The organism is Xanthomonas sp. Leaf148, assembly GCF_001423585.1.
Lineage (GTDB): Bacteria > Pseudomonadota > Gammaproteobacteria > Xanthomonadales > Xanthomonadaceae > Xanthomonas.
In genome coordinates this window covers 222,540-236,709 of sequence record NZ_LMOP01000008.1, presented here as the reverse complement: position 1 = coordinate 236,709, position 14,170 = coordinate 222,540, and the positions used below count along the sequence as shown (strand labels likewise).

General features: G+C 64.8%; 7 protein-coding genes. 2 read left to right on the top strand and 5 right to left on the bottom strand.

The genetic code is table 11. The annotated features are described in order from the left end of the window. Positions 1-26: 26 nt before the first annotated feature. The 5 genes from ASF90_RS05670 to mgtE form a co-directional block, all read right to left on the bottom strand. Positions 27-1,070 carry a ribonucleotide-diphosphate reductase subunit beta gene (locus ASF90_RS05670; protein ID WP_055847060.1) on the bottom strand — a complete coding sequence of 348 codons (1,044 nt, stop codon included), beginning with the start codon at positions 1,068-1,070 and terminating at the stop codon, positions 27-29. 179 nt (positions 1,071-1,249) lie between these two features. Next, complete coding sequence (locus ASF90_RS05665) at positions 1,250-3,748, bottom strand: ribonucleoside-diphosphate reductase subunit alpha (protein ID WP_055847057.1); 2,499 nt, start codon at positions 3,746-3,748, stop codon at positions 1,250-1,252. A 1,199-nt stretch (positions 3,749-4,947) separates the two neighbouring features. Continuing rightward, on the bottom strand, positions 4,948-5,988 hold the full coding sequence (locus tag ASF90_RS05660; protein WP_055847055.1) for a DUF475 domain-containing protein: 1,041 nt from the start codon (positions 5,986-5,988) through the stop codon (positions 4,948-4,950). Positions 5,989-6,094: 106 nt separating this feature from the next. Then, positions 6,095-8,803: a bifunctional acetate--CoA ligase family protein/GNAT family N-acetyltransferase gene (locus ASF90_RS05655; protein ID WP_055847053.1), complete on the bottom strand. Its 2,709-nt coding sequence runs from the start codon at positions 8,801-8,803 to the stop codon at positions 6,095-6,097. A 290-nt stretch (positions 8,804-9,093) separates the two neighbouring features. Beyond that, positions 9,094-10,461, bottom strand: a complete 1,368-nt coding sequence (gene mgtE, locus ASF90_RS05650) for a magnesium transporter (protein ID WP_055847050.1) — start codon at positions 10,459-10,461, stop codon at positions 9,094-9,096. A 572-nt stretch (positions 10,462-11,033) separates the two neighbouring features. On the opposite strand from mgtE, the gene ASF90_RS05645 reads away from it, so the two are divergent. Beyond that, complete coding sequence (locus tag ASF90_RS05645; RefSeq protein WP_055847047.1) at positions 11,034-11,861, top strand: carbonic anhydrase family protein; 828 nt, start codon at positions 11,034-11,036, stop codon at positions 11,859-11,861. 403 nt (positions 11,862-12,264) lie between these two features. After that, a complete protein-coding gene (locus ASF90_RS05640; protein WP_055847044.1) occupies positions 12,265-14,082 on the top strand; it encodes a monovalent cation:proton antiporter-2 (CPA2) family protein in 1,818 nt (605 codons plus the stop codon). The last annotated feature ends 88 nt before the right edge of the window (positions 14,083-14,170 follow it).

Sequence of the window (14,170 nt, the reverse complement as noted above, 5' to 3'; positions counted from 1 at the left end):
ATTGAAAAATGAGGCACTAAAGTCTTTTAAAGATCATCAAACCCATTATCCGAATTGGTCTTCTTGTACGACGCATTGCGCATTTCGAAGAAGTCGGTCTTGGTTTCGGTGAAGTTGTCGGCGTAGGCCTTGATCCACGGCATCACGTTGTCGTTGGCGCCTTCGTACAGCTTCTCGATGCCGAGCATGCCGGCCATCTTGTTGGCGCGGTACTTCACGTAGCGGATCATCTCGTCCACGTCGATGCCGTCGATGCCGTCCAGCACTTCGGCGGTCCATACCGTTTCCAGATCGATCGCGTGCTCGAACGCCTTGTGCACGTAGTCGGTGAGCTGGTCGCCCTGCAGCGCCTGGTTCTCGCCGATGATGGCGCGAATCAGCTCGCTGATGAACTTGGAATGCGCCAGCTCATCGCGATTGATGAAGCTGATGATCTTGCCGGTGCCGGTCATGCGGTTCTGGCGGACCAGATTGTAGAAATACGCAAAGCCGGAATAGAAGTTGATGCCTTCCAGGATCGAGGACTGGATCAGCGCGCGGATCAGCGTTTCGGCGGTCTTGTCGCGCAGGAAGTCGTCGTAGGCGCCCATGATCGGCGCATTGCGCTTGATGATGGTCGGGTGCGTGCGGGCAAGCTCGAACACGCGGTTCTGATCGGCCAGGCCGGTGATCGAGGCCAGCACGTAGCTGTAGCTCTCGTTATGGATCACTTCCTGCTGGCCGATGATCGCGGCATTGGCATGCGCGGCCGGGTCGGTGATGTATTCGGCGACGTTGTAGATGAAGCGCGTCTGCGGCGAATCCAGCGTGGCCAGCAAGCCGATAATCGAATCGTAGGCATTCTTTTCGCGCGACGACAGCTCGTTGTACTGGCGCGCATCGCCCTTCATGTCCACCTCGTCGGGGATCCAGAAGTTGGTCGACAGCTCCTTGTACGCCCGATAGAAGGACGGGTACGGAATATCGTTCCAGTTGAGGATGCCGGAGGTCTGACCATTGATGATGGCAGTGGAGCGGTTGGGGTGACGCGGCTCCAGAATCTTGATGCGCTCAAGCGGTGTTGCGGACATGGGTTTCTCTACTCGTGTTCCGGGTCTAGCTCGCGTGTGGAGCGGGACGACGGCGGCAAAATCGCGCTGGAGGAAAGCCCCCTAAGTTAGGGGGCGCGCCGAAGGCGCGGGGTGTGGGAGCTGGTGAAGCAGGGTCCACGGTTCGCAACGCGAACCGTGGAAGCGAAGCGCGAATGCGCTTAGCTACTACACCACTCGCACTCACTGATATCGATGTCGTTGGAGCGCACGTAATACGTGGTCTTCAAGCCTTCGCGCCAGGCGGTCATGTGCAGATCCAGCAACGTGCTCGCACGGATGGTGCTGGGCACGTAGAAGTTGAAGCTGATCGACTGGTCGATGTGGCGCTGACGACGCGCGTTCTGGCGCACGCTGGCGAACTGGTCGACCTTGTAGGCGCCCTTTTCGTAGTACGGCCAGGTTTCCAGCGACAGGCCCGGAGCGGCGACCGGACGACGGAAGTCCTTCTTTTCTTCGTAATAAAACGCGCTGTAGATCGGATCGATCGACGCGGTGGAGCCGGCAATCTGTGCGGTGCTCATGTTCGGCGCCACGGCCAGCATCCACGCATTGCGCACTCCATTGACCGACACCTGTGCCGACAACTCCAGCCACTGCGGGCTGTTGTAATCGCGCGCACGGAAGTACTCGCCGTTATGCCAGTCGCTGCCGCGGAACACGCTGTAGGTGCCCTTTTCCTTGGCCAGCTCCATGCTCGCCTGGATGGTCAGGTAGTTGATGCGCTCATACAGTTCGTCACTGTAATCCTCGGCTTCCTTGGCATTCCAATGGATGGCCTTCTGCGCCAGCAGGTGATGCCAACCGAAGGTGCCCAGGCCGATGGCGCGGTACTTCTGATTGGTGATCGTGGCCTGTGGCACCGGCAGCTGATTGAGATCGATCACGTTGTCGAGCATGCGCACCTGGATCGGGATCAACCGCTCCAGCACGTCGGCGCCCAGCAGATCGGCCTGGTCGTCCTGCGCGATGATTGCGCGGCCCAGGTTAATCGAGGACAGGTTGCACACGACGAAGTCGCCCGCCTTCTTGGTGGTGACGATCTGATTGCCGCTGATGATCTCCTGCATCATCCGCGTCGGGCTCATGTTCTGCAGGATCTCGGTGCACAGGTTGGACGAATAGACCATGCCCTCGTGCTTGTTCGGGTTCTTGCGATTGACTTCATCGCGATAGAACATGAACGGATTGCCGGTTTCCAGCTGGCTGACCATGATGCGCTTGAAGATTTCGATCGCCTTGACGGTCTTGCGCGTGATGCGCTCGTCGGCAACGACTTCCTCGTACTTGCGACGGAAGCTGCTGTTGGCGTCGCCCTTCTTCTCGTCGTAGAAATCCTGCAGGTACCAGCCCTTGACCCGCTTGACCTCATGCGGATCGAACAGATACCAGTCGCCGCGACGCTCGACCGCTTCCATGAACAGGTCCGGGATGCACACCGAGGTGAACACGTCGTGCGCGCGCAGGCGCTGGTCGCCGTTGTTCAGGCGCAGATCCAGGAACGACTCGATGTCGCGGTGGAAGATGTCCAGATAGACCGCGATGGCGCCCTTGCGCTGGCCCAGCTGATCCACCGACACGGCGGTGTTGTTGAGCTGCTTGATCCACGGCACCACGCCGCCGGACGAATTGGACACGCCGCGGATCGCCGAACCGGACGAACGCACATAGCCCAGGTACGCACCCACGCCGCCGCCGTGCTTGGACACGCGCGCCACGTCGGTGTTGGAGTCGTAGATGCCCTGCAGGCTGTCGTCGACGGTGTCGATGAAGCAGCTCGACAGCTGGCCGCCGACCTTGCCGGCATTGGCCAGCGTCGGTGTGGCCACGGTCATGTACAGGTTGGACAGCGCCCAGTAGGCCTCGCCCACCAGCTGCATGCGGCGCTCGCGGCTACCCTTGCCGGTGCCGATCTCGTCCTGCATCAGGTACAGCGCAATCGTCAGCCAACGCTCCTGCGGCAGCTCGAACACGCCGCGCGAGTTGTCGGTGGCCAGGTAACGGGTGGCCAGCAGGTACAGGCCGTTGTAGGCAAACAAGGTGTCGCGCTCGGGCGCGATCATCTTGCCGGCTTCGATCAGCTCGTCCTTGGAATAGCGGCGCAGGATGTCGTTGGAATAGACATTACGGTCGGCCAGGCTTTCCTGCAGGCCGACGAACGAGCCGTACTTCTGGCTGGCGTCGTAGAAGCGGTTGCGGCTGGCGCGCTTGTACAGGCGGCGCAGATACAGACGCGCAGCGAAGTGCTCCCACTCCGGGGTGGTCAGATCGACGCGGGCCTCGGCCTCGCGGATCAGGTGGTCGACCAGGTCGTCGGCATTGACGCTGTCCTTGCGATCGACAAAGCCGAACACCGAACGCTTGTAGTCGGCCACGTCCAGCTGCGGGAACTCGGCATGGATCTGATCGATGGCGCGCTCCAGGCGCTCCGGCTCGAACGGAATCTTGCGATTGCCGGCTTCCTTGGTGATCCAGGTGGAAACGGTTTGTTCTTCGATGGTCTGTGCGTGCATTGCAATGGCTTGGCGGGGGGGCGGCACGACGTCCGACGGGTCGGTCAACTCCGGCGCGCTACGGGCGGGCGCGCTGACACTGGCGGGAACGCTGGTGTTGGTTAGGGTACCGGCGGCGATCGCGGCAAGGGTGTCGTTGGTGGTCATGCGTCCTCCATGCGTAGGCACACGAACCCGCTCGGGGACGGGCTACGACCGGTTCCGGACTCCCTGGACAGCGATGACGGTGCGGGACGACCAGCACGCAAGACACGCAGTCTGCGGCGGCATCGCCATCACCAGCCATCTCCTTACCGGAGATTCCACGGCCGCCACCGCGCGGTGTGCTGTCGCGTGGTGGTCAGTGGCGAAACAACCGCAACCCCATCGGCCCACGCAGTCCGCTCCACGGCACTGCCCTGGATGACTGGATGAAACCGAATGCGGTTGCGGCGAGGAGGCTGATCGACCGCGTACCTACCGCAGTTCGTGCTCTTTCAGGTCCAGCTGCTTGGGGCAGCCAACCACCGACTCCCCCAAGATAGTGGGGTAGCTGGGAGGGGTCAACACCAAATGTAGGAAAAAACCGCAAACCCTTGTGGCACAAAGCACTGTCTGACGAACGGTCGTCGCCAGGCCGCAGGACCCGCCAATTCGACTGCGCAGTCAAGGCCCAAACGGGCATTTTTGCTGACCAGTTGGGTTCGGTTGGGTTGGCTGCGACACGCATCAATGCTGAAGCCGGTCACAGTTGGCCGCGTCACTGCCTCAGCCGGCACCGCACGCTTGGCGCGCTGCTCTAACGGCGGCGTATCCGCAACACGCGCCAACGCACTTCATCAGTACAGAGCCCCACAACCAAGCATCGCCCGGGCGATTGACCGGCGCGGAGCGATGTCGCGCGGCACGCCCGGCAACACCAGGAGCGCGCCACTGCCGAATCCAGGTCGAGCGCGCGGTGCCCTCACCGCGTGCGGGACACGCCGTGAACCCGTCCCTGGGGGCTCGGTGACGGCATCCATGCCGCCATACGGTCCCGCAATCGGCGAGGACACCGCACCAGAACGTTAGTCGGTGCTCGCGTAAAAGCCGCTTATAGCGCGCACCATCTCGACTGGTCCTTGCCCGCCCACCGTCGCGGGACCTTACGCGGCATGGATGCCGCGTAAGAGCCTCCAGGGACGGATTCACGGCGTGTCCCGCGATGGTGGGCGGGCAAGGGCCCCGCAGCAAACTCACAGTGCGAGGGCAGGCAAGGGCCTTGCAGCCAAAACACAGATCTAGCAGCGCCCGTCCAATAGACGCGAAAGCGCAGTCCGGCCGCTCTCAAGTGAACGGCGTGACGCCCTGCGCACAGCCGGGCGGCCTCAGATCTCGGTCGGGCCGATGTGGTGGCGCTTGCGGTAGCGGATCGACGACCACACCGAGGCGACGATGAAGGCCACGCCGATCAGGCCGGTCAGCACTTCCGGCACGTGGTAGACGGTGCCCACCAGCATGATGATCGCCAGCACGCCGATGGCGTAATGCGCCCCGTGCTCCAGAAACACAAACTCGTCCAGCGTGCCCTTGTGCACCAGGTAGACCGTCATCGAGCGCACGAACATCGCGCCGATCGCCAGGCCCAGCATGATGATGACCACGTCGCGGGTGATGGCGAATGCACCAATCACGCCGTCGAACGAGAACGAGGCGTCCAGCACCTCCAGGTACAAGAACGCGGCAATGCCCGAGCGCTTGGCCGGGCCCATGCCGTCTTCGCTTTCTTCGGACTCGAACAAGGCATCCACACTGCCCACCAGCAGATACAGCAGGATGCCGCCCAGACCGGCGAACAGCACGCTCTGGAAGATCGCCTCGGGCAGGAACAGCTTGGTGCACAGCAGGACCGTGACCGCCACGATCACCGACATCGCATCGGCCTTGCCCAGCTTGCCGACCAGCCGCTCCACCGGGCCAAGCCAGTGCAGCTTGCGCTCCTGGTCGAACAGGAAGTTGAGGAACACCAGCAGCAGGAACATGCCACCGAAGGCGGCGATGGACGGGTAGTTGTCGGTCAGCACCTGGCTGTAGCGCTCCGGCTCCTTGAGCGCCATCTGCATCACCGGCACCAGGTCCATGCCGGTCGCCACCGACACGATCACGATCGGGAACACCAGCCGCATGCCGAACACCGCAATCAGGATGCCCACGGTCAGGAACAGCTTCTGCCAAAACGCGTTCATGTGCTTGAGCACGCCGGCATTGACCACCGCGTTGTCGAACGACAACGACACCTCCAGCACGCTCAGCACCAGGCACAACCACAACGCCTGCCACAAACCCATTGAGGTGGTGTGACCCCACCAGGCGGCGACGCCCAGGCAGACGGCGGCGACCAACAACGACATTCTGAACTCGCGAAACATTGACACTCCCAGGCGGGCCGAGACGACAGCCGGAACAACGGGCCAGGGCAAAGCCCGGCAGATCCGGCGTGCGGTGGAGGATGGGGGACCGCGGCGTGACGCAACGTCAGGCCGGGCGCGGCTCGCCCATTATAGGGAGTGTCACCGCCATCAGGGTCGCATCGTCCGGATCCGGGCGTACGCCAAAGCCCAGGCTCTGGCACATCGCCAGCATGGTGCGGTTCTCGCGCAGCACCTGGCCTTCGATCTGCTTCAGGCCCAGCCAGCGTGCGTACTCGATCATGATGCGCATCAGCTGCCAGCCGATGCCGTGGCCCTTGAGGTCGGAGCGGATCAGGATGCCGTACTCGCCACGCTCGTAATCGGCGTCGGCATGCAGGCGCACCGCGCCAAGCATGTCGCCGGTCTTGGGGTCGATGGCCACCAGCGCGATCGAGCGGGCGTAATCGAGCTGGGTCAGGCGGGCGATGAATTCGTGGCTGAAATGCTTGACCGACTGGAAGAACCGCAACCGCAGGTCTTCATCGGTGACCCGCGCGAAGAAGGCGCGGAACAATGCATCGTCTTCCGGGCGCACCGGGCGCACCAGCGCGTGGGTGCCATCGCCAAGCGCGATCTGGCGCTCCCATTCCTTGGGATACGGGAAGATCGCAAAACGCGGATGACCGCGGCCCTTGTGCAGCTTGCGCGCCGGCGCCACCGCCACGCGGGCATCCAGCGCGATCACGCCATCGCGGTCGGCCAGCAGCGGGTTGATATCCAGCTCGGTGATTTCCGGGATGTCGGCGGCCAGCTGCGCCAGCTTGACCAGCACCAGCGCCACGGCGCGCTCGTCGGCGGCCGGCACGTCGCGATAGGCCTTGAGGATGCGCGAGACGCGGGTGCGGCCGATCAGCTCGTGGGCCAGGCGCAGATCCAGCGGTGGCAACGCCAGTTCGCGGTCGTTGATCACCTCCACCGCAGTGCCGCCACGGCCGAACACGATCGCCGGGCCAAACACCGGATCGTCGGCAATGCCGGCGATCAACTCGCGCGCCTTGGGCCGCAGCACGGTGGGCTGCACGATCACCCCTTCGATGACCGCGTTCGGCAGCGCGGCGCGGGCACGCGCCAGGATGCCGGCCGCCGCCTCGCGCACCGCCGCCACGCTGGACAGATTCAGGCGCACGCCATCCACGTCGGACTTGTGCGCGATGTCGCCGGACAACACCTTCAAGGTGACCGTGCGCCCCATTGCCAGCAGCGGGTCGGCCAGCAAGGCGGCCTCGTTGGCGGTGGTGGCCACCTGCAACGGCACGATCGGGATGCCGTAGGCGGCCAGCAGCCGATTGGTCGCCACCGGGTCCAACCAACGCCGGCCCGCAGCCAAGGCTTCATCGACCACCGCGCGCGCGATGCCGGCATCCACCACGAAGTCTTCCGGCAGGCTGGGTGGGGTTTCCATCAGCGCCGCCTGCGCCTCGCGGTAACGGACCAGGTGGGTGAAGCCGCGCACCGCATCCGATTCGGTGGCGTAGGTGGGCACGCGCGCGGCGTTGAGCGCGGCGATCGCCGCGTCGTCCTGGCCCAGCCACACCGCGAACACCGGCTTGTCGCGCTGATAGCGGTTGCGTTGCTCCAGCGCGCGGGTCAGCGCCTTGGCCGCGTCGGCCGAGGAAGTGAACGCGGTGGGCACGTTGACCACCAGCAAGGCGTCGTTTTCGGGGTCGTCCAGCAGCGCTTCGATCGCCGCGGCATAGCGCGCGCCATCGGCGTCGACAATGATGTCCACCGGGTTGCTGCGCGACCAGCCTTCCGGCAGCGACTGGTCCAGCCGCTCCAGGGTCTTGGCCGACAACTCGGCCAACGTGCCGCCACGCAGCACTAACTGGTCCACCGCCAGCTGCCCCACCCCGCCTCCATTGCTCAGGATGGCCAGACGCCGGCCCGGGAAGCTGCCAAGCCGGCCCAGCGTTTCGGCCGCGGCGAACAACTCGTCCAATGCGCCGACGCGCAGCAGCCCGGCACGCGCGAACGCGGCGCCATACACCGCATCCGAGCCGGCCAGCGCCTGCGCGTGGGTATCGGCATTGGGATTGATGCGGAACTGGCGGCCGGATTTGACCACCACCACTGGTTTGGCGCGTGCGGCCGCACGCGCGGCCGACATGAACTTGCGCGCATCGCCGATGCGTTCGACGTAGAGCAGGATGGCGCGGGTGCGGTAGTCGGTGGCGAAGTAATCGAGCAGATCGCCGAAGTCCACATCCAGCGTATCGCCCAGCGACACCACCGCCGAGAACCCGACCGAGCGCGCCACGCCCCACTCCACCAAGGCAGCGGCAATGGCGCTGGATTCGGAAATCAGCGCCAGATCGCCGGCCTGTGGGCAGTGCGCGGCGATGCTGGCATTGAGCCGCGCATGCGGGGCGATCACGCCCAGGCAATGCGGGCCGAGGATGCGCATGCCCTTTGCCCGTGCGGCCGCTTCCATGCGTGCGGCCGGCGAACCAGGGCCACGGCCCAAACCGGCGGTGAGGATGATGGCTGCTGCCACCCCGCGCCGCGCGGCGATGGAGACGATGCGCGGCACGATGCGCGCTGGTGCGGTGATCACCACTAGGTCGGGTACCCACGGCAGATCGGTCAAGCGCGCCACCGTGCGCACGCCATCGATCTCGCTATAGCGCGGGCTCACCCAACCGATCTGCCCAGGGAAGCCGGCCGCGCGCAGATTGCGCACCACCGCCCGCCCGGCCGAGCGATCGCGCGGACTGCCACCCACCACCGCAACGGTGCTGGGGCGGAAGACCTGTTGCAGGTGATAGGTACTCATTGTGCGGGGAAGAACACTGCCATCGCGCTACGGTACACGCACTGATGGATCCAGGCATGGGCGTGCTGTACAGCACGCGTGCACCAAGCCTATGGACCTACCGCAACCGGGGGTGCGCTAAAGGCGTTGCCACATCCGACGATCCGCCATGCTGCTGATCTGATACGCCAGGGACGAAGTCATCGATATCCGTGCGCGCAGCGCGCAGACATCACCCTCTCGGTCCACCTAGACACGTCCCGCATAGAGACAGGCCTGGCGATTGCTCGCCAGGCCTGTATCGCCCTGTCTTATAACAACGTGCCGCTCAAGATCGCCGCGGCAATGCTGAAATAGATCACCAAGCCGGTGACATCCACCAGCGTGGCCACGAACGGTGCCGAGGCGCTGGCCGGGTCGAAGCCGAAGCGTTGCAGCACGAATGGCAGCATCGAGCCGGACAGCGAGCCGAAGGTGACGATGCCGATCAGCGCCGCACCGATGGTCAACGCCACCATCTGCCAATGCGGGCCATAGTCGTACAGGCCGGCGGTTTGCCAGATGGCGATGCGCACGATCGCCAGCACGCCCAGAATCGCGCCAAGGGTCAGCCCGGTGGGCAGCTCGCGCAGCGCCACTTTCCACCAGTCGCCCAGGCGGATTTCACGCAGCGCCAGCGAACGGATCAGCAGCGAAGTGGCCTGCGAACCGGAGTTGCCGCCCGAGCTCATGATCAACGGAATGAACAAGGTCAGCACCACCGCCTTGGACAACTCGTCCTCGAAGTGCTGCATGGCGCTGGCGGTGAGCATTTCGCCCAGAAACAGCACACTCAACCAACCGGCGCGCTTCTTGATCATCTGGCCAAACCCAATGTGCATGTAGGGCTTGTCCAGCGCTTCCATGCCGCCGAACTTGTGCACGTCTTCGGTGGATTCGGCGATCAATGCGTCGAGCACATCGTCCACGGTGACGATGCCCAGCACATGCCCGCGCGCATCCACCACCGGGATCGCGAGCAGGTCGTGGCGGCGGATCAGGCGCGCCACTTCTTCCTGGTCCAGTGCCGGGTCCACGGTGACCGGCGGATTGACCTGCGCCACCTCCAGGATCGGTGCCTCCGGCGCGCCGGTGATCAGCCGGCGCATGGTGACCACCTGCTGCAGCACGCGGGTCTGCGGGTCGAGCAGATAGATGGCGTAAACGGTCTCGCGGCTGCGCTCCACTTCGCGGATGTGCTGCAAGGTGCGGCCCACTGTCCAGTCGGACGACACCGCCACGAATTCGGTGGTCATCAACGCACCGGCAGTGTTGGGCGGGTAGCGCATCAGCGCCTGGATCGACAGCCGCGCCTCGGCACTGAGCAACCACAGCAGCGGCTGGCGCTGCTCGGCATCCAGGCCGTGGAAGATATCGGTGGCGCGGTCGTCGGCCATCTGCCCGAGCAAGGAGGCGGCCTGCTCGGCCGGCAGCAGGGCGACCAGTGCGCTGGCATCGCGCAGCTCGGGTTGTTCGAGCAACTTCACCGCACGCGGCGGCGGCAGCGCGGCCAGCACGTGTGCCGCATCGTCGCGATCGAGCGTGTTGAGATATTCCACCGCATCGGCCGTGTTGAGCTCGGCCAGAGGTGCGATCAAGGCATCGACGCCTTGGGCAAGGCGCAGGGTTTCGTTGTACATGGTGGTTCGCCTGGTGACGACCGTCGTCGATGACAGCCGGCGAACCTGAGCCTCAGGCGCGCGCCAGCTGGGTCATCGACCCGGGTCTAGGGTGACTGTCGCTGGACATGAGTAAAGGCTCCGAAAGGTGCGCACCGACCGGTGATCCGGGCGGCGGCGCGGCGCAGTCTGCGCGCCTGCGCTCGCTTGGTCAATCCTTCGCAGCCGCCCCGCTTCACCGGGCGTCCAGCATGCCGAGCCTGTACTGCACGGCGCTGGCGCAGGCCATGCCGCTCACCCCGCCGACAACGCGCGACTGACGCTGCGCAAGAGCGAGTACGCGGAGGTGCCATCGTCGTGGCACCTCCGCGCGTGGTGCAGGCATTCACCTGCAACCCTGTCGCCGCGATGCGCTCAGCCGCGCCAAGAGGTCGTGCTGGTCTGAGCGAATCCACCGGCCGTCGCAAACCTGTGGTGTGCGGCACAGCAATCGGTACAGTCCGCTTCTTGGCACAGCCAACCCACCGCACATCTTCGTGGCAGGGCGCGCGCCATTGCGCCCCTCCGCTCCCGTCGCTGCTCAGGAATCACCAATGCCGTCTTCTATGTCGTTTTTGTTACGCCGTCTCCGCCCGGTGTGTCTGTGTGCCGCCGCGGGCTGGGTCACGGTCGGCATGGCGCAAACCACGCTGCCTGCAACGCCCCCCGTGGAGGCGCACGAGACCCCCCAACACGTCGGGCATGAGTGGGGCTATACCGGTCCGGAGGGCGCCGAGCACTGGGCCGAACTGGCCAAGGAAAACGTGCTGTGCGGCAACGGCCAACAGAACAGCCCGATCGATCTGAAAGGCGCGCTCGACGCCAACCTGGGCAAGCTGGAGCTGGACTACAGCGCCGTGCCGCTGGCGGTGCGCAACACCGGTCATTCCATCCAGCTGGAGTTGCATGACGGCGGCACCATGCTGATCGGCGGCAAGCAGTACACCGCGTTGCAGCTGCATTTCCATCACCCGAGCGAGCACCTGTTGAACGGCCGGCGCTTCCCGATGGAGGCGCACATCGTGCACCAGGGTCCGGATGGAACCCTGGGCGTGCTGGCGATCTTCTTCGAAACCGGCAAGGCCAATCCTGCCTTCCAGCGGGTGCTGGATGCCATGCCCAAGGACAGGAACCAGACCCGGCAGGTCGCCAACGCATCGGTGCGGGCCAGCGATTTCCTTCCGCCCAAGCAGCAACGCCGCTTCTATCGCTACGAAGGCTCGCTGACCACCCCGCCGTGCAGCGAAACGGTGGACTGGGTGGTGCTCGAGCAGCCGGTGCAGGTGTCCGAAGAGCAGATCAACGCCTTCGAGCGCGTCTATCCATTCAACGCTCGTCCGCTGCAGCCGCTGGATCGACGCTTCCTGCTCAAGAGCCACTGAGCGCAGTAAAGCGAGCGTAGCGCGGCCACACGGCAGGAATGCATGGCGCAGTGAGATGCGTCGTGCATGCCGCACAGCGCACCGGCCGCACGCCGTTGGCGACTGCGCAGTGGCCCTGCGCAGGCTGCTCGGCGTCCTGCTATCGCAGGCGCAGTAGCGGCTCTTGTTCGCTTCGAGGGTGCGATCTCAGCGCATCCAGCACACCAGCTCCGCCTGGCGGATGCTGGGCGCTGCGGTCGCCGCATGGCCGCGCGTGCCGGCGTGGCCGGTTGCATGGCGCTGCCGCATGTCACAGCACCGCACCGTGTGGCATGCGATGCGCATCGGCGGCGACTCCGGCACGTTGGTGCAAGCTGGCCGGATGCTTCGGGCGGCATAATGCGCACCTCAACGGAGAATGTGCATGCATAGCGGTGGCCTGGAACTGGCTCTGGTCCTGATGCTGGCCGCCATCGTGGCGGTACCGGTGTTCAAGCGCTTTGGCCTCGGCGCGGTGCTGGCCTATCTGGTCGCCGGTGTGGTGCTTGGCCCGGATGGTGTGGGCGTGGTGCAGGATGCCGAGCGCATCAGCGGCGCGGCCGAAATCGGCGTGGTGATGCTGCTATTCGTGATCGGCCTGGAGCTGTCGCCAGCCCGCCTGAAGGTAATGCGCCATTCGGTGTTCGGCGCCGGCGCCACCCAGGTGGTGGTGACGGCCATGATCCTGGGCGGCCTGCTGATGCTGGGCAACCTGGGCTGGAAAACATCGCTCATCGTCGGCGTGGCGCTGGCGTTGTCGTCCACTGCGGTGGGCCTGCAGCTGCTGGCCGAACGCAAGGCGCTGGGCAGCGATTACGGGCGACTGGCCTTCGCCATCCTGCTGTTTCAGGATCTGATCGCGATCCCGTTGCTGGCCGCCATTCCGCTGCTCGGTGGCAGCAAGAACGCCACTCTTGCCTGGCCCGATGTGGCCAAGGCGATGGCCGCATTGGCGCTGGTGATCTTGTGCGGGCGCTTTGTATTGCGCTATCTGTTCAACGTAGTGGCGCGCACCCGCATGCCGGAGGTGTTCACCGCCAGCGCGTTGCTGGTGGTGCTGGGTACCGCCTGGATCATGCAGGAAGCCGGCCTGAGCGCCAGCCTGGGGGCCTTCATCGCCGGCGTGCTGCTGGCCGATTCGGAATTCCGCCACGAACTCGAATCGCAGATCGAACCGTTCGAAGGTTTGCTGCTGGGCTTGTTCTTCATTTCGGTGGGCATGGGCATCGACCTCAATCGCGTGGTCGCCGAACCGGGGTTGATCGCCGCCGGCGTGGCGATCTTGCTGGTGGTGAAGTTCTCGCTGCTGGTCGGTATCGGCAGCGTCGCCAAGCTGCCGCTACGCAGCAGCCTGATGCTTGGCAGCGTGTTGTGGCTGGGCGGCGAATTCGCGTTTGTGGTGTTCAACGAAGCCGATCGTGTCGGCTTGCTGGATCCGGCCAATCACGATCGCCTGGTGGCCATCGTCGGTGTCTCCATGGCCCTGACGCCGCTGCTGCTGCTCGGGATGCAGCGCCTGCTCAATGGACCATTGCGGGTGCAGGTGCCCAAGTCCGAGCGGCCCTTCGACACCATCGATGCGCAGTCGCCGCAGGTGCTGATCGCGGGCGTGGGCCGTTTTGGCCAGGTGGTGGCCCGCCTGCTTACCTCGCGCCACGTGCCGTTTGTGGCGCTGGAGCACAACCCCGACACGGTGGAGGATATTCGCCGCTTCGGCGGCGAACTGTATTACGGCGACCCGACCCGGCCGGACCTGCTACGCGCCGCCGGCGCCGATCGCATCAAGGTGTTTGTGATTGCGGTAGACGACCCGGAAACCAACATCAAGACGGTGCGGCTGATCCGCCGCCTGTACCCGCAGGCCACGGTGCTGGCGCGCGCGCGCAACCGCCAACACGCCTGGAAACTGATGGACCTGGGCGCCGAACCGTTCCGCGAGGTATTCGCCTCCAGCCTGGAACTGGGCGGACGCGTGCTGACCTCGCTCGGCGTGGGCGATGCGCTCGCGCGCGAACACATCGAGCGCTTCCGCAAGCACGACGAAGACCTGATGCGCGCGCAACACCTGGTCTACGACGACGAAGCCAAGGTGATCCAGACCTCGCGCGATGCGCGCGAAGACCTGATGCGCCTGTTCGAAGCCGACGTCAAGGTGGATGTGGATGTGGATGATCAAGCAGTAGCGGCGACGCGGAAGACGTGAAAAAACGCATGCGTTGCCTCCGCGATTAGCGCATCCGCTGCCTGATTCCGTGCCGCAAACCGCTACGATAAAGCAGCGAGCTAGCCTC